General features: G+C 61.2%; 23 protein-coding genes. 11 read left to right on the forward strand and 12 right to left on the reverse strand.

Annotated elements, in window-relative coordinates:
* Nucleotides 1-126: 126 nt before the first annotated feature.
* The 3 genes from msrB (at nucleotide 127) to ACU688_RS11060 (ending at nucleotide 1,625) form a co-directional block, all read left to right on the forward strand.
* Entirely contained in the window at nucleotides 127-519 is a 393-nt protein-coding gene (gene msrB, locus ACU688_RS11050; RefSeq protein WP_305433129.1) for a peptide-methionine (R)-S-oxide reductase MsrB, read from the forward strand.
* A gap of 132 nt (nucleotides 520-651) precedes the next feature.
* Nucleotides 652-1,137, forward strand: a complete 486-nt coding sequence (locus tag ACU688_RS11055) for a glutathione peroxidase (protein ID WP_448184722.1) — start codon at nucleotides 652-654, stop codon at nucleotides 1,135-1,137.
* Entirely contained in the window at nucleotides 1,134-1,625 is a 492-nt protein-coding gene (locus ACU688_RS11060) for a MarR family winged helix-turn-helix transcriptional regulator (protein WP_448184723.1), read from the forward strand. The genes ACU688_RS11055 and ACU688_RS11060 overlap by 4 nt, the downstream gene beginning before the upstream one ends.
* Here the strand turns inward: ACU688_RS11060 and ACU688_RS11065 are convergent.
* On the reverse strand, nucleotides 1,579-3,888 hold the full coding sequence (locus ACU688_RS11065; protein WP_448184724.1) for a hybrid sensor histidine kinase/response regulator: 2,310 nt from the start codon (nucleotides 3,886-3,888) through the stop codon (nucleotides 1,579-1,581). The two genes, ACU688_RS11060 and ACU688_RS11065, sit on opposite strands and share 47 nt — an antisense overlap.
* A gap of 163 nt (nucleotides 3,889-4,051) precedes the next feature.
* Here ACU688_RS11065 and ACU688_RS11070 point away from each other — a divergent pair, with 163 nt between their 5' ends.
* Together ACU688_RS11070 and ACU688_RS11075 are read left to right on the forward strand one after the other, a co-directional pair.
* Nucleotides 4,052-4,942, forward strand: coding sequence for an ATP-binding protein (locus tag ACU688_RS11070; RefSeq protein WP_448184725.1), 891 nt, complete (start codon nucleotides 4,052-4,054; stop codon nucleotides 4,940-4,942).
* Complete coding sequence (locus ACU688_RS11075; RefSeq protein WP_448184726.1) at nucleotides 4,939-5,421, forward strand: GAF domain-containing protein; 483 nt, start codon at nucleotides 4,939-4,941, stop codon at nucleotides 5,419-5,421. Before ACU688_RS11070 ends, ACU688_RS11075 begins: the two co-directional genes overlap by 4 nt.
* Nucleotides 5,422-5,466: 45 nt before the next feature.
* On the opposite strand, the gene ACU688_RS11080 is transcribed toward ACU688_RS11075, so the two are convergent.
* The 8 genes from ACU688_RS11080 to ACU688_RS11115 all read right to left on the reverse strand — a co-directional run bounded on the left by ACU688_RS11080 (nucleotide 5,467) and on the right by ACU688_RS11115 (nucleotide 14,257).
* Nucleotides 5,467-9,099 (reverse strand): transporter substrate-binding domain-containing protein, encoded by a 3,633-nt coding sequence (locus ACU688_RS11080; RefSeq protein ID WP_448184727.1) that lies wholly within the window; start codon nucleotides 9,097-9,099, stop codon nucleotides 5,467-5,469.
* 8 nt (nucleotides 9,100-9,107) lie between these two features.
* Nucleotides 9,108-9,731, reverse strand: a complete 624-nt coding sequence (locus ACU688_RS11085) for a response regulator (protein WP_448184728.1) — start codon at nucleotides 9,729-9,731, stop codon at nucleotides 9,108-9,110.
* Nucleotides 9,732-9,988: 257 nt separating this feature from the next.
* On the reverse strand, nucleotides 9,989-10,384 hold the full coding sequence (locus ACU688_RS11090; RefSeq protein ID WP_448184729.1) for a response regulator: 396 nt from the start codon (nucleotides 10,382-10,384) through the stop codon (nucleotides 9,989-9,991).
* Nucleotides 10,385-10,558: 174 nt separating this feature from the next.
* A complete protein-coding gene (locus ACU688_RS11095; protein ID WP_448184730.1) occupies nucleotides 10,559-11,890 on the reverse strand; it encodes a deoxyguanosinetriphosphate triphosphohydrolase in 1,332 nt (443 codons plus the stop codon).
* Between the two features lie 71 nt (nucleotides 11,891-11,961).
* Complete coding sequence (locus ACU688_RS11100; protein WP_448184731.1) at nucleotides 11,962-13,125, reverse strand: EAL domain-containing protein; 1,164 nt, start codon at nucleotides 13,123-13,125, stop codon at nucleotides 11,962-11,964.
* A gap of 93 nt (nucleotides 13,126-13,218) precedes the next feature.
* Nucleotides 13,219-13,560: a hypothetical protein gene (locus ACU688_RS11105; RefSeq protein ID WP_448184732.1), complete on the reverse strand. Its 342-nt coding sequence runs from the start codon at nucleotides 13,558-13,560 to the stop codon at nucleotides 13,219-13,221.
* Entirely contained in the window at nucleotides 13,557-13,940 is a 384-nt protein-coding gene (locus ACU688_RS11110; protein ID WP_012723020.1) for a phage holin family protein, read from the reverse strand. Before ACU688_RS11110 ends, ACU688_RS11105 begins: the two co-directional genes overlap by 4 nt.
* 2 nt (nucleotides 13,941-13,942) lie before the next feature.
* A complete protein-coding gene (locus tag ACU688_RS11115) occupies nucleotides 13,943-14,257 on the reverse strand; it encodes an ElaB/YgaM/YqjD family protein (RefSeq protein ID WP_017734386.1) in 315 nt (104 codons plus the stop codon).
* Nucleotides 14,258-14,603: 346 nt separating this feature from the next.
* Between ACU688_RS11115 and ACU688_RS11120 the strand changes: the two genes are divergently transcribed.
* Complete coding sequence (locus ACU688_RS11120; protein ID WP_207041424.1) at nucleotides 14,604-15,812, forward strand: ammonium transporter; 1,209 nt, start codon at nucleotides 14,604-14,606, stop codon at nucleotides 15,810-15,812.
* Here the strand turns inward: ACU688_RS11120 and ACU688_RS11125 are convergent.
* Nucleotides 15,799-17,523 (reverse strand): cation:proton antiporter, encoded by a 1,725-nt coding sequence (locus tag ACU688_RS11125; protein ID WP_448184733.1) that lies wholly within the window; start codon nucleotides 17,521-17,523, stop codon nucleotides 15,799-15,801. The genes ACU688_RS11120 and ACU688_RS11125 overlap by 14 nt on opposite strands.
* A 227-nt stretch (nucleotides 17,524-17,750) precedes the next feature.
* Between ACU688_RS11125 and ACU688_RS11130 the strand changes: the two genes are divergently transcribed.
* From ACU688_RS11130 to ACU688_RS11140, 3 genes are all read left to right on the forward strand, one after another.
* Nucleotides 17,751-17,987: a glutaredoxin family protein gene (locus tag ACU688_RS11130; protein WP_448184734.1), complete on the forward strand. Its 237-nt coding sequence runs from the start codon at nucleotides 17,751-17,753 to the stop codon at nucleotides 17,985-17,987.
* 74 nt (nucleotides 17,988-18,061) lie between these two features.
* Complete coding sequence (locus tag ACU688_RS11135) at nucleotides 18,062-18,397, forward strand: hypothetical protein (RefSeq protein WP_003189932.1); 336 nt, start codon at nucleotides 18,062-18,064, stop codon at nucleotides 18,395-18,397.
* Between the two features lie 43 nt (nucleotides 18,398-18,440).
* Nucleotides 18,441-19,331, forward strand: coding sequence for a pseudouridine synthase (locus tag ACU688_RS11140; RefSeq protein WP_448184735.1), 891 nt, complete (start codon nucleotides 18,441-18,443; stop codon nucleotides 19,329-19,331).
* Between the two features lie 55 nt (nucleotides 19,332-19,386).
* Here ACU688_RS11140 and ACU688_RS11145 read toward each other — a convergent pair whose 3' ends face one another.
* Nucleotides 19,387-19,608, reverse strand: a complete 222-nt coding sequence (locus tag ACU688_RS11145; protein ID WP_016978480.1) for a YgdI/YgdR family lipoprotein — start codon at nucleotides 19,606-19,608, stop codon at nucleotides 19,387-19,389.
* A 79-nt stretch (nucleotides 19,609-19,687) separates the two neighbouring features.
* Nucleotides 19,688-20,290 carry a molybdenum cofactor guanylyltransferase MobA gene (gene mobA, locus ACU688_RS11150; RefSeq protein ID WP_448184736.1) on the reverse strand — a complete coding sequence of 201 codons (603 nt, stop codon included), beginning with the start codon at nucleotides 20,288-20,290 and terminating at the stop codon, nucleotides 19,688-19,690.
* 76 nt (nucleotides 20,291-20,366) lie between these two features.
* Between mobA and moaB the strand changes: the two genes are divergently transcribed.
* On the forward strand, nucleotides 20,367-20,906 hold the full coding sequence (gene moaB / locus ACU688_RS11155) for a molybdenum cofactor biosynthesis protein B (protein WP_017734379.1): 540 nt from the start codon (nucleotides 20,367-20,369) through the stop codon (nucleotides 20,904-20,906).
* 22 nt (nucleotides 20,907-20,928) lie between these two features.
* The gene (locus tag ACU688_RS11160) at nucleotides 20,929-22,116 is read left to right on the forward strand and encodes a molybdopterin molybdotransferase MoeA (RefSeq protein WP_448184864.1); all 1,188 of its coding nucleotides are present in this window, start codon (nucleotides 20,929-20,931) and stop codon (nucleotides 22,114-22,116) included.
* Nucleotides 22,117-22,167: the final 51 nt, after the last annotated feature.

The raw sequence follows: 22,167 nt of genomic DNA on the forward strand, positions 1-22,167 counted from the left end.
CATAAATACGTTTGAATGCCGGTAGCGCGGGTGCCAGACTGGCGTTTTGAAGAGGCGCAATCATACGTGCCACCTGATCTACGGAAAAGACACAGATCAGGGTTTTTCAGTTGCCGAGGTGTACCGATGGAAAAGTTGCAGAAAACCGTTGATGAATGGAAGGCGATGCTCGACCCCGAGCAGTACAACGTGTGCCGTCTCAAGGGCACCGAGCGACCTTTCAGCGGCAAGTACAATGCCACCAAGACCGATGGCGTTTATCACTGCATCTGCTGCAATGAGCCGTTGTTTGATTCCAGCACCAAATTCGATTCGGGTTGCGGCTGGCCGAGCTTCTACGCGCCGATTGCCGACAGCGCGATGATCGAGATCCGTGACGTCAGCCACGGCATGATCCGCACCGAAGTCACCTGTGCCAAATGCGACGCGCACCTGGGCCACGTGTTCCCGGACGGCCCGCCGCCGACGGGGTTGCGCTATTGCATCAACTCGGTGTGCCTGGACTTCGTTCCGCGCTAGAACTGTGAATGATCATTCCCACGCAGAGCGTGGGAACGATCTATGAAGGGGTATCATTTTCACCAATTAAATTGCACGCAATTTAATTGCTAGCTATCTTTTCCGTTCTTTCCTATTTCGTGAGGCACTGCCATGAGCAACAACCTGCTAAGCATCCCTTGCACCACCATCAAGGGTGAGCAAAAGACCTTGGCCGATTTCGCCGGCAAGGCCATCCTGGTGGTCAATACCGCCAGCAAATGCGGCTTCACCCCACAGTACAAGGGCCTGGAGCAACTCTGGCAGGACTACAAGGACCAGGGCCTGGTGGTATTGGGCTTTCCCTGCAACCAGTTCGGCAAACAGGAACCGGGCAACGAAGGTGCGATTTCCGAGTTTTGCGAGTTGAACTTCGGTGTCAGTTTTCCCTTGTTCAAGAAAATCGACGTCAATGGCGGCGATGCCCACCCGTTGTTTGTTCAGCTGAAGAAGCAAGCGCCGGGCCTGCTGGGCTCCAAAGGCATCAAGTGGAACTTCACCAAGTTCCTCATCGGTCGCGACGGCCAGGTCGTCAAGCGTTTCGCCCCGACCACCAAGCCGCAAGATCTGACCCAAGAGATCGAAGCCCTGCTCAAATGACCGACTTGCCCAACGTGTCCCTGGCCCTCGACGATCAGTTGTGTTTCAAGCTGTACGCGGCGTCACGGGCGGTGACCCGCGCCTACAAGCCGATGCTGGATCGACTCGGCCTGACCTATCCGCAATACCTGGCCATGCTGGTGCTGTGGGAATGGCACGCCTCATCCCCGGCGCAGCCGACGGTCAGGGCGCTGGGGGAGCGGTTGATGCTGGACTCGGGCACGCTCACGCCGCTGCTCAAGCGCCTGGAGCAACTCGGGCTGGTGCGCCGCCAGCGCAGTGCGCGGGACGAGCGCGAAGTGCATCTGAGTCTGAACCAGGCGGGTGCGCAGTTGCGCGATCAAGCCCACGGCCTGAAAACCCGCCTGTTGTGCGACAGCGGTGTCGACCTGAACCAGGCCGATGCCTTGCGCGACGGTCTTGATCAGCTACTCGCGCAAATCAGAGGCTTGTCGAGCGCGGCACCCACAGATCCAGCAGGCCCTTGAGCTCTTCACGACGGAACGGCTTGGCCAGGTAGTCATTCATCCCCGCCGCCCGGCAGCGCTCGCGTTCTTCGGCCAGGGCGTTGGCGGTCAAGGCCACGATGGGCAGGTCCGGCCAGCGCCCGCTGCGGCGAATCTGCCGGCTGGCCTCGTAACCATCCATGACCGGCATGTTGCAGTCCATCAAGACCAGGTCAAAGTGCTGTTCCTCCAGGCACTTGAGCGCCTCACCGCCGTGGGCGGCGACGATCACTTCGCAGCCCAGCTTGCCGAGCATGCCCTTGGCCACCAGTTGATTGACCGGGTTGTCCTCCACCAGCAGGATGCGCGCCCGGTGCGTGAGGGGTGGGGCGTCCATCTGGATCGGGTCGAGGAACGGTTGCGCGTCGCTGCGCAGGTTGCGTTGCAGGATCTGGTACAGCGCATTGCGGCTCAAAGGGCGCGCCTGTTGTTGCAACGGCGCCAGCGCTGCGACTTCTTCGCTGGGCATGAAACTGCCATAGGCGGTGACCAGCAGTATCGGCGCGTTGAGGGTCGGGCGCAGGCGGAACAGGCATTCGGGGCAGTCGGTGATCAACAGGTCAGGGTTGCGCCCGCTCATGTCCGCGTCACGGGGATAGCAATGAGGCGTGAGCCCCCAATGGGGCAGCAGGCTGGTCAGCAGCTCCGCGAGGCCACTGCCGGCACTGGTAATGGCGATCACCTCCCCCTGCAGTGGTGCCTGGCGGGCGGCGGGCAAGTGGGTGGGCAGCGGCAGCTCGGCGCAGAACTGGCTGCCGAAGCCTACTTCGGAACTGATGCTCAAGCGACCGCGCATCGCCTCGCACAGGTTGTGGGTCAAGGCCAGACCCAGCCCGGTGCCGCCGAATTGCCGGGTGATGCCCGCACCCGCCTGGGTAAACGGCTGGAATATCTTCAGCTGTGCTTCTGGCGCAATGCCGATCCCGGTGTCACACACCTCAATCCTCACCTGGCCATTGTGGGCGCTGAGGCGCACGTCCACGCGGCCGAAGCGCGTGAATTTCAGCGCGTTGGAGAGCAAGTTGCTGACAATCTGCCGCACCCGCGTCGGGTCGCCGATGACCTGGGCCGGAAACAGCGGATCGATCAGGCAAGTCAGCTCGACGCTCGACGCGGCGTTTTGCGACAGCAGGTTCGCGGTGTCTTCCACCAATGAACCGAGGTCGAAGGGGATCGACTCCAGTTCAAGCTGGCCGGCATCGAACTTGGACAGGTCGAGAATATCGTTGAGCAATTCCACCAGCACTTTGCCCGAATCATGGGCGATGGACAGCTGCTGGCGCTGCTCGGCGTTCAGCGGGCTGTCCAGGGACAGGGCGATCATCCCCAGCAGGCCGTTGAGTGGCGTGCGGATCTCGTGGCTCATGTTGGCCAGGAACGCCGCTCTTGCCTGCGCCATGCCGATGGCATTGATCTTCGCGGTTTCCAGTTCGTCATTGGACTGGCTCAGGCGCTGGTTGCTGGTCTTGAGTTCCAGGGTGCGGGCCGAGACGATATGTTCCAGTTGACCCAGGTATTCGGTGAGGCGGTCTTCGGCGTGGCGACGCTGCTGGATTTCGGTTTCCATGTTTTCGAATTGCTGGTTGGCCACGTTCACCAACACGCCGATCTCGTCGTTTTCGTGACCGGGTGGGCAGTCCAGGCGGGTTTGTTTGCTGGTGCTCAGCGCTCGAATGATGCGTACCAGGGGTTGGGTCAGCATCACGTAGAACAGGCCGAGCAGGATCCCGGTCAGCAGCAGGCTGCGGGCAAAGCCATTGAGCAAGGTGATCTCGGCGCGGCGCAGGAAGCGGCTGCCAAACGCGTAGGTATCGACATCCAGGTGCAGCTCGCCGAGGGATTCGTTGGGCATATGCGTAAGAAACAATCGATCTTCAAACTGGCGGTTGGCACCAAACAGGAAGTCGCTGATGGGCCGGTAGGGGCTTTCCGCGCGGGGACGACTGACGTCGGCGAGTACCACGCCGTTGTTGTCGACCAGCCGGGCGTGAATGATTGCCGGAGAATGCAGCAGGCCCAGGGTCAGTTCCTGCGCCAGTTCAGCGTCGATGTTGTAGGCAATACGTGACGCGGGGTTGTGGCTGATTTCGAGCAGCGAGCGTATTTCACGGTTGATGGATGCGTCTTCGCTGGCATAATCAATGCCGATTTGGATCAGACTGAGCAAGGTTCCCAAGACGAAACCGACCAGCACAGTCAATCGGGCTTGTTTATAAGACAAACGGTGGGCGAACTTGATATCCATTGGGTGTTGAACCACTTCACGTTTCCCTTCGCCCGGCAAGCATAGCTGAACATCCACCGGCTCTGGCTTGCCCGGCATTAATCGGTTTTTACGCAGCCTCGTGTGTTCTGCCGCGGGGCTGCCAATACGCCATCTTTTGCAAGAACTTGCCAGAGGAATAATCGTGGATTCTCGATTGAATGCCTTTCTTGAGCGGGCCGATGCAGTGCTCGCCCGCCTGGAACCCTTGTTGCCCGCGCCGCGCCAAGCCATCGACTGGAACCAGTGCCTGGCTGCCCGTTGGCAGCGTGAAGGTCGCAGCGGCTTCTTGTTGCCACTGGACGTCAGCCTGGACATGCGCCTGTCCGACCTGATCGGCGTCGACAAGCAGCGTGAAACCCTGGCACGCAATACCCAGCAGTTTCTCGATGGCTTGCCCGCCAACCATGCGTTGCTGTGGGGTTCGCGTGGCACCGGCAAGTCGTCCATGGTGCGCGCCTTGCTGGCCCAGCACGCGAAGGCCGGCCTGCGCTTGATCGAGATCGAACGCGACCACCTGGCCGACCTGCCACGCGTGGTCGAGCAACTGCTCAAGCTGCCGCAACGCTTCATTCTGTTTTGTGATGACCTGTCGTTTGAAGCGGGCGAGGGCGACTACCGCGTGCTCAAGAGCGTGCTTGATGGCTCCCTCGAACAGGCGCCGGAAAACGTGCTGCTGTACGCCACGTCGAACCGTCGTCACCTGGTGCCGGAAAACCAGAGCGACAACGACAACTGGAAGCGCGTGGACGGCGAGCTGCACCCAAGTGAAGCCGTGGAAGACAAGATTGCCCTGTCTGACCGTTTTGGCCTGTGGCTGTCGTTTTACCCGTTCACCCAGGAACACTTCCTGGATGTGGTGGAGCACTGGATCGGCGAGCTGGCGGGCAAAGCCGGCTTGCAGTGGCAGCGCGATGAACACCTCGACATCCTTGCTGTGCGCTGGGCAACCGGGCGCGGCAATCGCAACGGCCGTTGCGCGTATCAATTTGCCCGTTACTGGGTGGGCCTCAAACTGCTGGAGCGTCAATCGTGATCGATCTACAACAAGCCGGCACCGGCCTTGATGGCTATGCCATGCTGTGTGCGCAACTGGAATCGCTGCTCGCCGACGAGCGTGACTTTATCGCCAACAGCGCGCAGTTTTCCGCATTCCTGTTCAACCAGTTGGACGACCTGAACTGGGCCGGCTTCTATCTCAACCGCAATGAAGAGCTGGTGCTTGGGCCGTTCCAGGGCCAGATCGCCTGTGTGCGTATTCCGTTTGGCCGCGGTGTGTGCGGTGCTGCTGCGGCTTCGCGGCAAACCCAGCGGGTAGAAGACGTGCATGCGTTCCCTGGGCATATCGCCTGTGACAGCGCCTCCAACAGTGAATTGGTGGTGCCGCTGGTCAAGGATGGCCAATTGATTGGCGTCCTCGACCTCGACAGCCCTTCGCTGGCGCGCTTCACGGTGCAAGATCAGGCGGGCATCGAACAGTTGGCGGCGATTTTCCTGCGTTTGACCGACTGCTGATCCTAGCCTTGGGGAGCGAGCAATTTCGCTCCCCAAGATCGGCCGTCAGGCACGATTGAGCTCGTTGAGTTGTGTTTGCAACATTCTCTCCAGCTCAAGCATGCATTTTTCCAAGGCCTTGATCCCCGTTTCGATCGCGGGCGGCTGCTCCCCTCGGGCACAGGCTTGCTCCAACGCCTCACATTGCCCGGCCAAATCGCGAGCCTGCACGATACGCGCGGCACCCTTGATCTTGTGGGCCTGCTCGAGAATGTCCTGTGCTGGCGCCTTGCGTGCCAACAGCGCCGCCAGTTCCTCGCGGTCATGGCGACTGCTGCTTAGCAGCTCCTCCAGCAGGCGCTGGCTGAGTTGCGGGTCACCTCCCGTCAGCGCGTCCAGGCTGCCAAGGTCCAGTTTTACATCGCAGGGTTGCGGCCGGATTTGTGTCAGTTGCCGTTCCAACGCCGTGAGGCTGATGGGTTTGAACAGGCAGTCATTCATGCCCGCTTCGGCGCAGCGCTGTTTCTCTTCGGGTTGGGCGTTGGCGGTAAAGCCCAGCACAATGCACGGCGGTCGTTGTTCGCGCAGCTCGTACTCGCGGATTGAGCGGCTCAATTCGTAGCCGTTCATGATGGGCATGTTGCAGTCGGCGATCACCAGGTCGAAGTGTTCCTGGCGCCAGGCCTGGAACCCGGCGGCACCGTGCTGGGCGGCCGTGAACTGGTGCCCCAGGTAGCCCAGTTGCTGGCACATCAGCAAGCGATTGGCGGGATGGTCGTCCACCACCAGAACGTTAAGCACTGGAGCGGAAGCGGGCGTCGCCGGCTTGAGCTCATCCACTGCCTGGAGCGGTTGCAGGCGTGGCATTTTCAAGCTGATATGCACCTGGGTGCCCACCATGGGCACGCTGCTCAGGCTCAATTGCCCGCCCATCATTGCGCACAGGCTGCGGCAGATGACCAGTCCCAGGCCCGCTCCACTGCGGGCCAGGTGCCCTGAGTTATCCGCCTGGGCGAAGGGTTCGAACAGGCGAAGTTGATCGTCCCGGCTGATACCGATGCCCGTGTCTTCCACCACGAGTTTCATCTCGACCTGCTGCGGCAGATCAGTGGCCAGCACCTCGACCCGGATCTTCACCTGACCACGTTCAGTGAACTTGATGGCATTGCTGACCAGGTTGGACAACACCTGCTTGAAGCGCAACGGATCGATCAGCACGTCGTTGTCATCCAGTTCAGGGGTGTATTCAAGCAACAGGCTGAGGGTTTTCTGGCGTGCCAGGCCATCGAACACACGCACCACCGATTCAATCACCTCCTTCAGGTTGACGCGCTCCGGGGCGAGGCTCAGGCGGCCGGATTCGATACGGGCGATGTCGAGGATGTCGCCGATCAACTCCAGCAGGTCCTTCGCCGAGTTGTAGGCCACTTCAATCGCCGGGCGGTCCAGATGGCCCTGGTCAGCCCGCTTGAGCGTCAGTTCGAGCATGCCGATCACCGCATTCATCGGGGTACGGATTTCGTGGCTCATGGTTGCAAGAAAGGTGCTTTTGGCGCGGTTGGCCTCGTCGGCTCGTTCCTTGGCCGTGCGCAGTTCATCGAACAGCTGGCGCCGTTCGCTGATATCGATCCAGCCACCGATGATGCCCTGGACCTCTCCGGTGGAATCGCGGTAAGGCAGGATCCAATGGTAGATCGTGTGTTTTTTTCCACGGATATGCAGGGGGCGATCGAGAATTTGCGGATTGCCTTGTGCCACCACGCGTTGGTAGTCGGCATGGTATTGAGCGGATTCGGTTTCGAGGGCCGTGCTGATCTGCATGACGCTTTTGCCGATCACGTCCTCGCGCTTGACGTCAAACACTTGCAGGTAGCTGTCGTTACAGGTCTGCAGCAACCCCTTGCGGTCACGCACGTAAATGGGGTGGGGCGTTTCGTTGACCAGCGCCCGCATGAATTCGAACTGATCGTTAAGCGCCCGCTCGGCCATCTTGCGATGCTTGATCTGCCGGCGCATGTAGGCGTTCCACGCGAGGGAGATCAACAGCAACAGCCCGGTACCGAGGATGATCTGGGCAATCAGGTCGTGGTAGTTGCGCCAGTAACTGTCGGATGCGGCGGTGTAGCCTCGCCACCGGCTGTTGATGACCCCCAGTTCATCCGGGTCGATGCTCAGCAGAGCCTTGTCCAGGATTGAACTGAGCTCGGTCGCTGCGCGTGACGTTGCCAGAGCAAAGGTGGCCGGCGCCGTGCCAATACTGAAGCTGGTCTGGATCTTGTCCTGGAACATCGGTGAAGACAGGAAATAGTTGGCAACCACCAAGGTGTTCACCGCACCGTCTACATGGCCTTGCACCAGCAGTTCGGCGGATTTGAAGGTGTCGCTCGTTTCTACAAGTTGAATATTGGGGAAGTTTTCACGCAGGAACCGTGTGATCGGGCTGCCTTGGGTCAATGCCAGGCGCTTGCCCGCCATTGCCTCCAGGCTGGGGGGGACCTGATCTTCTTTGCGCGTCAGCATCACATAGGAGTTTTCCAGGTAAGGCCGGCTGAAGTTCAGTTGGGCTTCCCGCTCGGCGCTCGGCGCGATGGCGCCAATCATGTCGGATTTGCCAGTCGCCAACTGTTCGATCATCGTGTTCACGCCCCTTACGCGCGCGATCTCGAAACGCATCCCGGTGCGCAGGCGAATCAGCTCCAGCAGGTCGGCGGTAATGCCGCGAAAATTGCCATCGGCATCAAAGAAGGTCAGCGGCGCGAAGGTTTCGTTCACCACCACCTTGACCACTGGATGCTCCCTCAACCAGCGCTCTTCGCGGCTGCTCAGTTGCAGCTTCTGGTCAGTCAGCAGGATGTCGCTGCCGGCGCTCCAGCGTTTGGCAATACGGTCCCGTTCGTTACTGGGCACCGTCGCCAGCACCGTATTGACGATACCCAGGAGCATCTGCTGGTCCTGGCGCAGGGCAAAGCTGAAGCCGTAGGCCTCGTGTTTGCCGAAGTTGGCCATGCGGATATTTTTCAGGTAGCCCTTGTTGATCATGTAGTGGGTAGAAATGGTGTCGCCGAGAAACACGTCTGCCTGATCGAATGCCACTGCATTCAAGGCATTCTGATACGAGGGATAGGCGCGGATGACTGCTTTGGGGTACAGCTTTTGCACTTCGTCCAGTGGCAGGTAGTGATAAACCAGGCTCAAGCGCAGCCCCGCCAGGCCCTCGCTGAGGCTGCGGGTCTCGCGCTCACGGGTCACCAATACCGGTTGGTCGACGGCATACGGCGTGGAGAGCGTGAGCCGAGGGTTGGCAGCCTCAAAGCCATTGGAGGAACCGAGCAGATCGATTTCACCGGTTTCGAGCGCTTGAATGGAGGCCTCTCGGGTGGGATAGCGCAGCACCTTGACCGGCATCGCCAGTGACTTGGCGAGAATCCCTGCATAGTCAGCGGTGAGCCCTTCGTAGTCCTGTCCGCTGGACGTAAGGTCGAAGGGCGGGTAGTCCGGTTGCGCGGTGCCCAGCACCAATTCGCGTTTGTTCTGTAGCCACTGGCGCTGGGTCTTGTCCAGTTGAGTGTCCAGTTGAAGGGACCCCGCACGGCTCAACAAGGTGAAATGTTGTGGTTCGGTTTGAGCCGCGAACACGGCCGTGCTCAAGCATAGGCCTGCACTCAATACAATCAGATAATCCTTTATACGCCTGGGCATCCGCTTTCTCACACTAGCGCGTTTCGTTTTGCCAACTCGATAAGTTCTACCAAGGATTTGGCTTTCAGTTTTTGCATGAGCCTCTTTTTATAGGTGCTGACAGTTTTGTTACTTAAAAACATTCCTTTGGCGATTTCTTTGTTGGTGCGGCCTTGTGCAAAAAGTTGCAATACCATTAATTCCCTGTCGTTAACCGACTTGAACAGTTCAAGTTCTTGCGAGCTGGTGTCCACGCCGCTGGCATTCAATGCCTGGCTAGGGAAGTAGTTGTAGCCTGACAGGACCGCACGGATGGCACTCAGCAGTTCACTCAGGTCGCCCTCCTTGCACACGTAGCCATCGGCGCCCGAACGCATGCAACGTGTGGCGAACAGCGTGGGGCTCTGGGCCGTCAGGACGAGGGTTTTCATCTGAGTGTTCATGGCGTTGAACCGGCACAGCACTTCGAGCCCGTCAAGCTTTGGAATACTGATATCAAGAATGATCAGGTCCGGGAGGCATTCGCGAACCATCTGTATCGCATCACAACCATTATCTGTTTCACCGACGACTTTATAGCCTTCGTGTTCCAACAACATTCGAATCGCCAGCCGTATAACAGGGTGGTCATCGATAATGAAAACTGAGTTCATATTCCCATTCCATGCAAGTGCAAATAAAGCGGGCACATTAGCTCAGATGGTGTGTTGTGAGCATGAAGCTCAGTGGCGCTGGATACAAAACAAGAAAATTCCTACAATAAAAAAGGCTGCTGCTTACGATTTGTCAGGACTTAATGCTTGGGGGTGTCAGTGTGTCGAGCGTTGTGTGAAGGCAATGGCGTGGATAACGCCCCGAGGTTGGTTTTGTGCTGTGTGTTTCGTATGGGTTTATGTTTAAAGTCCTACGGCTATAGGTCAGAAGTTTGATTGATCAGCGCGGTAAGTTCATCCCTATTCAATGGTTTGGGTAAGTAACCCAATAATGGCAGGCCGCGTTGCAGTGCCTGGGCATAGAGCTTCGACAGTTCAAGCAGGGACAGGCCGCTGAGCAAGATGGCGGCGGTAACGAAGCCCCGGCGGCTGGCTATTTCGACCAGCTCCAGCCCAGGCAGGTCCGGCAGGCACTGGTCGCAGAGCATGAGGTCGAAAGGCGTCCGGGACCGGGTCATCTGGCGAATCGCATGTTCGGCATTTTCCGCCAGCGTCAGTTGCTCGAAGCCGAAGCTCTTGAGCAGGCACTGGGTTGCCAGGAGCTGAAAGGGATGATCCTCCACCAGCAGAATACGCAGGCAATGTTGGGGCATAAAAAGGGCACACACTGAGTCAAGCGTCGATGGGGCGGAGCGTAGGAATTGCTCTCAAGGTCGGCCAGAAGCGCGCGTGATTATTCTTTGAATGGTTGTGCGAATTCGATCAGGCCGCTCTGTTCCCGTCGTAGGGCGATTCTTTTCAGGGAACAGGCTGCTTGATTGCCGACGTTATTGCGGGCTGGAGCGCCCGGTCATCTCCCGTGCCATTTCGGTGGCGTAGCTGTCGGTCATGCCGGCGATGAAATCGATCATGCGCAGGAACGAGGCGTGCAACGGCCAGGCCGGGTTCGGTGCGCTGTTGCCGAGCAAGTCGAGAATACGCCGGTTCTTGAACGACGGCGTACGGCCGCCATGCTGCTCCAGCGCGGCACCGCAAAAGGCGTTCAGGAGGATTTCCAGGGTGGTGTAGGCGCCGATTTCATGCAGGGTCTTGCGCTTGTCCTGGAAGATTTTCTTGCGCGCCATGTCCTTGGCATCCAGCACGCAGCGTTGGGCTGGGCCGTGCATGTGCTCCACCAAGTCACCGGGCAGGGTGCCGGCGAGCAGGGCGTCCTGTTGTTCAACGAAGGCCTGTGCCGCAGCGTTGGTCAGGTGTTCGATGGCCTTGCCGCGCAGGATCGCCAGTTTGCGTCGGCGCGAGTCGCCGGGGCCCAGCTGTCGATAGGTTTGCGGCAAGTCGTCGCCCACCAGGTTGAGCAGCAGTGCTTCGACCTCGGCGTATTGCAGCAGCTCCATTTCCAGGCCGTCCTCCAGGTCGATCAAGGCGTAGCAGATGTCATCGGCAGCCTCCATCAAATACACCAGCGGATGGCGTGCCCAGCGTTGTTCTTCCAGTTGCGGCAGGCCGAGCTTTTGCGCGATTTGTTCCAGAATCGGCAACTCGCTCTGATAGCAGCCGAACTTGTGTTTCTTGTAGCCCAATGCGTCGGCGTGGCGGGCGGTCCAAGGGTATTTGAGGTAGGTGCCCAAGGTCGCGTAGGTCAGCCGTGTACCACCGTCGAACTGGTGATATTCCAACTGGGTAAGCACGCGGAAGCCCTGGGCATTGCCCTCGAAATTGAGGAAATCATTGCGCTCGGCATTGCTCATGTCGTCCAGCCAGCCGCGTCCTGCCGCTTGCTGGAACCAGTGGCGGATGGCGTCTTCGCCGGAGTGGCCGAACGGTGGGTTGCCGATGTCATGGGCCAGGCAGGCCGATTGCACCACCATGCCCAGGTCGCTCGGGTCGCACCAGTCGGGCAGGGCGCTGCGCAGGGTTTCGCCGACGCGCATGCCCAGGGAGCGGCCGACGCAGCTGACTTCCAGCGAGTGGGTCAGGCGCGTATGGATGTGATCGTTGCTCGACACCGGGTGCACTTGGGTCTTGCGGCCCAGGCGGCGAAACGCGCCGGAGAAAATGATGCGGTCGTGGTCCTTGTGAAACGGGCTGCGCCCCAGTTCTTCCGGGCTGTGCAGGGTTTTTCCAAGACGTTCGCGGGTCAGCAGGGTGGGCCAATCCAAGGCGGGGACTCTCCGTTCGGTGAATGACCCCCCCAGCTTCCCGGTTCCGCCTTGGCGGGGCAAGCGAAAATCTACAGGCCGGCGGCATCGATATCGATTAACAGCAAGCGCTGACCGTTATCGAAGAATTGTCCGGCGGTCAGGCAGTATTGGTTGGTGGTGGCATCGCGGTAGGTCGAGGACAGGTTCAGCCGGCGCTCCTCCCAGCCCTCGGCCAGCAAGTGATAGAAATACGGGCGCCACGACCAGTTGTGGCCCAGGTATCGGCTGTCGGACTGCCAGGCGTCGTGCCGCCACTCGAAGTTGGGGGTCAGTTGGGTGCCATGGCGGTCGCACTGGTAGAAGCGCAGCAGCCAAGGGAAGTCCGGCAGTTGCGGCAGATGGCTCAGCGGCGCTTGGCCTTGGGCCCAGGCCTGGAGGATTTTCATCAGTTCGGCCAACTGCTGGCGCAGCTGCATGATGCGTCCACGCTCGGCGAGTTTTTGCTGCACGTACTGCGTGCGCAGTTGCGCAAACCGTGGCACGAAAGCATCGGCGGCGAACCAGTCCAACTGCGCCTGCGCGAACAGATAACCCTGCACATAGCGCGCACCGCACTCCAGGGCAAAGCTCAACTGCGCTTCGGTCTCCACGCCTTCGGCAATGATCCAGCAGCCGGTTTTCTCGGCCATTTGCGCAAGCGCGCGCACCACTTCACTGCTCGGCCCGCCCCGTGCCGCGTCCTGGAACAGGCGCATGTCGAGCTTGAGAATATCCGGTTGCAGCGCCAGCACCCGGTCGAGCTGGGAATAGCCGGCGCCGAAATCATCGATGGCAATCCGCGCACCGGCTTGGCGATAGCGCGCCACCACGTCGGCCAGGCGTTGGATATCACCGCCCAATTCGGTGATTTCGAACACGATCCGCCGCGGATCCACCCCCTGGGCGTGCACCTGCTTCAGGCTGGGCAGCGCTTGGCCGGGGCGTAGGCGGTTGATCCAGCGCGGCGAGATATTCAGGCTGAGGAACCAGTCTTCGGGCACTTCATGCAGGCGGCTCAATGCGTTGTCGCGGATCTGCCGGTCGAGGCGGCGCAAGGTCACGCCAGGCGTGCGCGGGTCGGCGAACAGCGGGCCCACCGAGAGCAGGCGGCCGTCAGGTTGACGCAAGCGACCCAGGGCTTCGACGCCGGCGATGCGCCCGGTGGCAGTGTCGATAAACGGCTGGAAGCAGGCGAGCGGTTGCCCGTCGATCACAGGGCCTCCTTAACGAGTTGGCGAAAAAAAAGGCCCGGCTCTCGAATGTGAGAGCCGGGCCGCTTCTGTTTGCAAGAATGCAGCCAGGGTGGCTCAACCTTTGCGCGAAGCGCCTTGCATGGCCAGCTTGATCAGCGGGATCAACCCGGCGCCCAGCCGTACCAGGCGCGTCAGGCTGCTGATACTGCCGCCCTTGGCACCCTTGCCGGTGATGAAGCCGAGCAGGGTCACCGCCGCCACGCCCCACAGCGGCGCATGCTTGATGCCCAGGTTGTCCTGCCAGTTCTGGCCCATGTTGCGCACCTTGGTCAGCGGTGCCAACAGTTGCTGGGACTCGTGGCGGATTTCCTGGCGGTGCATTTCCATGCGCAGGCGGATCAAGGCCTTGCGCATTTCCCGGCGTGAGGTGTTCTGCGGGATTTCAGTCAGGCTCATGGCAGCAGGCGCTCCCGGTCATTGGCCAGCTCTTCGAGGGTGGCGTGGAACGGCGTGGACTCATCGAACACCGCCGCTTTCAGGCGCACCCCGCAGAACGCGGCGGCCAGGCTGTAGAACACGCAGAGGCAGATGATCCCGGTGAGACGGTAGCCGGTGTCCCACACGAGGATCATCACCAGCGTCGATAGCCCCACCAGCAACAGCAGGGCAAACACCAGTGCCAGGCCGGCAAACAGCAGCAGGCTGACGGTACGCGCCTTCTGTTCCTGCAATTCGATGCCAAACAGTTCGACGTGGCTGTGCAACAAGCCCAGCACGGCCGCGCCCAGACGTCTTGAGGTAGTGCCCGTTGACGAGCCGGTTTCGCCGATAGACATGATTAGCGCCTTGTGGCCAGCAGGCCGATCAAAAAGCCCACGCCGGCGGCAATGCCCACCGACTGCCAAGGGTTGGCCTGCACGTAGTCTTCGGTGGCGGTGACGGCTGCCTGGCCGCGTTCGCGCAGGGAGTCTTCGGTCACTTGCAGGGTTTCGCGGGCCTTGAGCAGGCTTTCGTGGATCTTGCTGCGCAGCTCGTCAGCCTGGTCGCCGGCCAGCACCTTGGTGTCGTCCAGCAACTTTTCGGTGTCGCTGACCAGGGTTTGAAAATCCTCCAGCAGAATTTCTTGAGCAGTCTTTGCGGTTTTTCTGGCCATGGGTATCTCCGTGATGGGCTGAGCTGTAGATGTCGTTTCGAGTCACCGGTATCGGTGAAGGTTCAGTGCAATTGTCTGGTACAGCTTTTGCTTTGCCTTGGTGCGCACGCCACGGGGCTTGCGCGAAATCCGGGCGGTCGGGCAGGAAGCCTTCAAAAACCTTACCCTAAATAACTGAAACTCGCGGAAAAACCCTGTCGGCATCGGCCTGTTGAGTTGATCGCTGCGCTAAAGCGGTTCACGCCCTCTGAAGAGGGGTGGAACCGGTGGTGCCAATTTAGTGCGCGCAACCCGGGTTTGAACCGCTTTGGTGCTTTTTGCCTTTAATGCAGGCCTGCCAACCTCCATGGAAAATTTGCAAAGTGCAGTGGACACGCTGGTCCACAGTTCCAACACCCTGTTTATCCTGATTGGTGCGGTCATGGTCTTGGCCATGCACGCCGGCTTCGCGTTTCTGGAAGTCGGCACCGTGCGCCAGAAAAACCAGGTCAACGCGCTGTCGAAAATCCTCAGCGACTTCGCCATCTCCACCCTGGCCTATTTCTTTATAGGCTATTGGATCTCCTACGGCGTCAGCTTCATGCAACCGGCGGCGGTGATCAGCGCCGACCACGGCTATGGCCTGGTGAAGTTCTTCTTTCTGCTGACCTTCGCGGCGGCGATCCCGGCGATCATTTCGGGCGGCATTGCCGAGCGTGCACGGTTTGTTCCGCAACTGTGCGCCACGGCGCTGATCGTGGCGTTTATCTATCCGTTTTTCGAGGGCATGGTGTGGAACGGCAATTTCGGCCTGCAAGCCTGGCTGCTGGCGACCTTTGGCGCCAGCTTCCACGACTTCGCCGGTTCCGTGGTGGTGCACGCCATGGGCGGCTGGCTGGCGCTGGCGGCGGTGCTGTTGCTGGGCCCGCGTAACGGGCGCTACCGGGACGGCCGGCTGGTGGCGTTTGCGCCGTCGAGCATTCCGTTCCTGGCGTTGGGCTCGTGGATTCTGATCGTCGGCTGGTTCGGCTTTAACGTCATGAGCGCGCAGACGCTGAACGGCGTCAGTGGCCTGGTGGCGGTCAACTCGCTGATGGCCATGGTCGGCGGCACCGTGGCGGCGCTGATCATCGGTCGCAATGACCCAGGCTTCCTGCACAACGGCCCCTTGGCTGGGCTGGTGGCGATCTGCGCCGGCTCCGACCTGATGCACCCGGTGGGCGCGCTGGTCACCGGCGCGGTCGCCGGTGGCCTGTTCGTCTGGTGCTTTATCGCCGCTCAGGACCGTTGGAAGATCGACGACGTGCTCGGCGTGTGGCCGCTGCACGGCCTGTGCGGCGTATGGGGCGGCATCGCCTGCGGAATCTTCGGCCAGACCGCGCTCGGCGGGTTGGGCGGCGTCAGTCTGATCAGCCAGTTGATCGGCACCGCCCTGGGTGTGGCGGTGGCGCTGGCCGGCGGGTTCCTGGTGTATGGCACCATCAAGCGCGTATCGGGCCTGCGCCTGAGCCAGGAAGAGGAATACTACGGCGCGGACTTGTCGATCCATAAGATTGGCGCGGTCAGTCAGGATTGATCGGGTTGTCGGCCTGCGCGTAAAAGCCGTGCAGCAGGCGATAGCGGTTCTGTCGCACTTCATCGACTCGCGCCTGCACCTGTTGGTCCGGCAGGCCCAGCAGGATCAAGGCGTGGGAGGCGAGCATCAGGCTCGACTCCAACAGCTCGGGCACCACTTCGCTGGCGCCCGCGGCTTTTAGTTCGGCTAATTGGCTGTCATCGCGGGTCCGCACCAGGATCGGTACGTCGCGGTTGATGCGCCGCGCTTCCTTCAACACCGCCAGCGCCACCTCGGTGTTGTCCACGGCAATCACCACCAGCCGCGCGCGCTCCAGGCCCACGGCACTGAGCAGCGCCCCGCGCCGGCAATCACCGTAATGCACGCTGCGGTCTTCGCTGGCGGCTTCCTGCACCCGTTCCGGGTCGTCATCCAGGGCAATAAACGCCTGTTGTTCGTTGCGCAGAAAACGCCCGATGGATTGCCCGACGCGGCCATACCCGCAAATCACTGCGTGCCCACGCAGCTCGGCGTTGAGCGCAGTGATTTCTTCCAGCTGCACTTGTTGGTTGGGCTTGCGGTGCAGGCGCAGGGCGATGGCCGGCGCGGCGCGCAACAGCAGCGGCGTGAGTAGCATTGAACAGAAGGTGGCGGCGAGCAGCAAGCCATTGAACTCGTCCGGGATCAGCCGGCTCTGCTGCATCTGCGCCATCAAGGCAAAACAGAACTCGCCGCCCTGGGCCAGGGCCAGGCCGCTGCGCCAGGCGGTTTCACTGTCGCTGCCGCGCCATTTGACCAGCAGCGCCACGACGCAACCTTTGACCAGCATCAAGGTGAGGGTCAGGCCGAGGATCAACAAGCTGTGGCTGACGAACAGTTGCAGGTCGATCAGCATGCCGATGCTGACGAAAAACAGCCCCAGCAAGATGTCGCGAAATGGGCGGATATCCGCTTCGATCTGATGGCGGTAATGGCTTTCCCCCAGCAGCATGCCGGCGAGGAAGGCGCCGAGGGCAGGGGACAGGCCCAGCAGGTGCGTGAGCCACGCGGTGAGCAACACGATCACCAGTGCCAGCAGCACAAACAACTCTGCCGAATGGGACGCCGCCACCTCATGAAACAGGCGCGGCAACAACCAGCGACTGGCCAGTAGCAAACCGACAAACAGCACCACGGTCTTGGCCAGGGTCAGCGGCAGCGCGATATACCAGGCCTGCTCGCCGGTACCGGCAAACACCGGCACCAGGGTCAGCAGCAATACCGCCACCACATCCTGGAACAGCAACACGCCAATCGCATTTTGCCCATGGCTGCTGAAGATTTCGCCGAGGCTGGTCAACTCCTTGCTGACAATGGCGGTTGAGGACAGCGCCAACCCCGCGCCCAGCAACAATGCGATGCCCGGCGCCACACCAAGGATCATCAGCAACACACCCAGCAGCACCCCGCAACCCAACACCTGCAAACTGCCCAGGCCAAACACCACGCGGCGCAGGGCGAACATCTTGCTCAGGGAAAACTCCAGGCCCAGGGAGAACAGCAGGAACACCACGCCCAGCTCGGCGAGATCGGGCAGTTCTTCGCTGTCGTTCACCCAGTCGAGGGCGGTCGGCCCCACGGCCAGGCCCACACACAGGTAGCCCAGCACGGGCGGCAATTGCAGCCGGCGAAACAGGGCAATCACCACCAAGGATGAGGCCAGAATGATCAGCAGGTTGGCAAACACACGCATCTCCGTTGCAAGGGGCAGGCAAAAAGCCGCGAGAATCGCTGAATCAGTTATAGGCCATGCTGATTTAGGTCAGGGTTTATTGTGGCGAGGGAGCTTGCTCCCGCTGGAGTGCGCAGCGCTCCCAGGATTTTGGGGCCACTTCGCGCCCCAGCGGGAGCAAGCTCCCTCGCCACAGGGGTATTGCGGGCATAGAATGACCGCCTACTTTCTGATCAGAGCCATTCGTCATGCTTCCTGAATGCCAGCTGTTCGGCACCCTGGGTTGCCATCTTTGCGAGATTGCCGAAGCCGAAATCATGCCGCTCGTCGAACACGGGCTGCTGGTTGAACTGGTGGATATCACCGACCCCGTAGACCTGACTGACGCCTACGGCCTAAGGATTCCGGTGCTTCGGCGGGTAGATACTGGGGCTGAGTTGGACTGGCCATTCAACGGTGATCAGGTTGCCGCCTTCCTCAGCTGAGGTTTAGGCGATGGCGGGTTTCCAAATATTACGTTACTGTATGTTTGTACAGCGATTGAATAGAGGGAACGCCCGTGGTGAATGTTGAACAACTGAAAAGCAGCGTCAATCGCATGTCCGCCGATGTCGTGCGCGATGCGGTGAACGAGCTGCGCCTCGACGGCCTGGTCACGGAAGGCAAGACGCCGTTTAACAAAGTGCATTTCAATACCTGCTTTGCCGAGATCGAGGCGCTGTTCCAGCGCGCCGGTTATCACAAGCAGTTGGATGTGGTGGGTTACCAGGGCTTGCTGTACGCGTTGTACGATCCGGGCCGCTGGGAAGCGGTGGACGTGCTGCGCTGGCTCAAGGAGTTCACCGAGGCCGCCAGCGCCTCACCTGTCCTGCGGGCGCAATTGGCCAAGGCCTGAGCCATGCGGGATAATGCCCGCCGGTTTTCTCCAGGCTTTACGCATGTCCACTTCGATTTTTATCCCGTCCGAGCACCAGGCCAGCACCTTATACCTGCCACCCGGGCCTTGGGCCACAGTGCTCGATTGCCTGTGCGAGCACTTCCCGGCGATCAGCCGTGAACACTGGCTGGACCGCATTGCGCGGGGTCGGGTGCTGGATGTCCACGGCAACCCGATCCACCTGGACCTGGCCTACAAGGAAGGCCTGTGCATCTACTACTTTCGCGAAGTGCCGAACGAAAAAGTGATCCCGGTGGAGGAGACCATTCTCTACGCCGACGAGCACCTGGTGGTCGCCGACAAGCCGCACTTCCTGCCCGTGACGCCGGCCGGTGAGTATGTCGAGCAAACCCTGCTGCGTCGCCTGATCCGTCGTTTGGACAACCCGTCACTGGTGCCCCTGCACCGCATCGACCGGCACACGGCGGGGCTGGTGCTGTTCTCGGCCAACCCGGCCAGCCGCTCGGCGTACCAGCAGCTGTTTCCCACGCGCCAGATCGATAAATTCTACGAAGCCATTGCACCCGCGCTGCCAGACCTGAGCTTTCCGCTCGTGCATAAAAGCCGCCTGGTGGATGGCGAACCGTTCTTTCGCATGCAGGAAGGTCCCGGCGCCAGCAACACCGAAACGGCGGTTGAGGTGCGCGAGAAGCACGGCGACCTGTGGCGCTACGGCCTGTTCCCCGTGACCGGCAAGAAGCACCAGCTGCGCGTGCACATGACCGCGCTCGGCGCGAGTATCTGCAACGATCCGTTCTACCCCGATGTGCTCAAGGATGCCGTGGACGACTACGCCAACCCGCTGAAACTGCTGGCCCAGGGCGTGCGGTTCATCGACCCGGTAACCGGCGAAGAGCGCCAGTTCCGCAGCCAGATCACCCTCGACTGGTAACCCTCGGAAACGACAAGGCCCGCACGCGGCGGGCCTTGTTGGCAAACGCTAAGACTTACAGGTCTTTAACGGTGCGGACCTGATCCTTGTTGATACGGGTCTGCTTGCCGTCCAGTTGTTCGAACTCGTAGAAGCCCGAATCCTTGTCGAATTTAGGGGTGTCGACGGCCTGGATTTCGCGACCGTCATTCAGGGTGATCACTGTTGGCGAAGCGCAACCGGCGAGGGTAGCGAGGCCCAGTGCAAGCATGAGAGCGGCGATGGTCCGTTGAGTCATGGTGTTGTCTCCGAGAGAATTCTTTTGAAAAGCTGACCTTGTGACGCGCGAGGCGTCGGCAAAGTTCCTTGTGCAAGGTTCATTCTGACACGCCATGGCCGGGGAGTAACAGCTCGGGGGTGTTCAGGTTGGCCAGGCGCGGATCATCTGCTGGACACTCCAGGCCCACCGCGCCCAGTTTCATGAAGATCTGCCGTGGGCTGCGCTCACCGGCCTGCCAGGCCGCCTCGACCGCGTCCCGCAGGGCGGCGGGCAGGATGCAGATCAGCGGCTCCCAGAATTGACCGTGACGGACCATTACCGGCACAAGGGGATTGCGCTGCGCCGTCTCACGCAGCTCGGCCAGTAGCCGTGCATCGAGTTGCGGCACATCGCACGGCAGGATCAGCAGGTGCCCATGACGTGCGGCGCCAAGCCCGGCACGAATCCCGGCGAGCGGGCCGGGGAAGTCCGCGCTGTCGTCGCTGACCAACTGGTCGGCATACGCGGCGTAGTGCTCGGGGTTGCGATTGCACGAGATGATCAGGTCGTCCGTCAGCGGGCGCACCAGGGCGTACAGATGAGCAATCAGCGGTTGGCCGCGCCATTCCAGCAGGCCTTTGTCCACGCCGCCCATGCGCTGGCCACGGCCACCGGATAACAGCAGAACCGAACAGGGCAGGGCAGATGAATCACTAGGCATGGCAGTTCCGCAGCGGCAGCAAAAGGGGGGCCTGTGATATAACACCGGCCTGTTTCTTCGACAACCGGACCGTGCCATGACCGCCAAGGCAGATGCGCCCTTCGTACCCCTGAATATCGCTGTATTGACCGTCAGCGACACCCGCACCCTGGACACCGACACCTCGGGCCAGGTCTTCGTCGATCGCCTCACCGCCGCTGGCCACAACCTGGCCGAGCGCGTGCTGCTCAAGGACGACCTCTACAAGATCCGCGCCCAAGTTGCCCACTGGATCGCCGAAGACGTGGTGCAGGTCGTGCTGATCACCGGCGGCACCGGCTTCACTGGCCGCGACAGCACCCCGGAAGCGGTGAGCTGCCTGCTGGACAAGCAGGTCGATGGTTTTGGTGAGCTGTTCCGCCAGATCTCCGTGGCCGATATCGGCACCTCCACCGTGCAATCCCGCGCCCTCGCCGGCCTGGCCAACGGCACCCTGGTGTGCTGCCTGCCAGGTTCCACCAATGCGGTGCGCACCGGTTGGGATGGCATCCTCGCCGAACAGCTGGATAACCGTCATCGCCCGTGCAACTTCGTCCCTCACTTGAAGCAGGCCGAGCCCTGCGCCTCCCGTGGGTAAGCCCGGCAAGACCGGCGCGCTGATGCCGGTGGAAGACGCCTTGGCGCAACTGCTGGCGATGGCCGAGGCTGCGCCGATCCGCGAGCAGCAGACCTTGCCCTTGGCCGAGTGTGATGGCCGCGTCTTGGCGCAAGACCTGATCGCCACCCTCGACCTGCCGCCCTGGCCCAACAGCGCCATGGACGGTTACGCCCTGCGCCTGGCGGACTGGCACGGCGAGCCGCTGGTGGTCAGCCAGCGCATCTTCGCCGGGCAGGCGCCGCAGCCCTTGGCCGTTGGCACCTGCGCGCGCATCTTCACCGGCGCGCCGGTACCGGAAGGTGCCGATTGCGTGGAAATGCAGGAAAACGCCGTGGTCCACGCCGACGAGCGCGTGAGTTTCAGCGAGCCCCTGCACCTCCAGCAGAACATCCGCCCCCAGGGCCAGGAAACCACCGTCGGCGAGTTGGTCTTGAATGCCGGCACGCGCCTGGGGCCGATCGAGCTGGGGCTCGCCGCCTCACTCGGGCGCGACTGCCTTGAGGTCGTCCGCCGCCCGCGCGTCGCCGTGCTGTCCACCGGTGACGAGTTGATCGAGCCTGGCCAGCCGCTGTGCCCCGGGCAGATCTACAACAGCAATCGCCGCGTGTTGTGCACATGGCTTGAACGCATGGGCTGCGAGGTGATCGACGCCGGCATCCTGCCCGATGATCTGGAACAGACCCGCACTCGCCTGGCAGGCGTGGGCAACGTCGACCTGATCCTGTCCACCGGCGGTGTGTCGGTCGGCGAGGCGGATTTCCTCGGTATTGCCCTGCGTGAAGAAGGCGAGCTGGCGCTTTGGAAACTCGCGATCAAGCCAGGCAAACCGCTGACCTTCGGGCACTTCCGTGGCGTGCCGGTGATCGGCCTGCCGGGCAACCCGGCCTCGACCCTGGTGACCTTTGCGCTGCTGGCGCGGCCGTACCTGCTGCGCCGCCAAGGTGTGGCGGATGTCGAACCTTTGCGCTTCGAAGTGCCGGTTGGGTTTGTGTGGCCCAAGCCAGGCAACCGCCGTGAGTATTTGCGCGGGCGCATCGAGCAGGGCAAGGCGATCATCTACCGCAACCAAAGCTCCGGCGTGCTGCGCAGCGCGGCGTGGGCCGAGGGGTTTGTGGAGGTGTTGGAAGGGACGACGTTGGCGGAGGGGGATGTGGTCAACTTCATTCCTCTAAGTGAAGTCCTCAACTGACACTGGAGCGCCAGTGGAGATCCATTGTGGGAGCTGGCTTTTGTGGGAGCT

The sequence above is a fragment of the Pseudomonas acericola (SeqCode) genome (genome assembly GCF_053456465.1).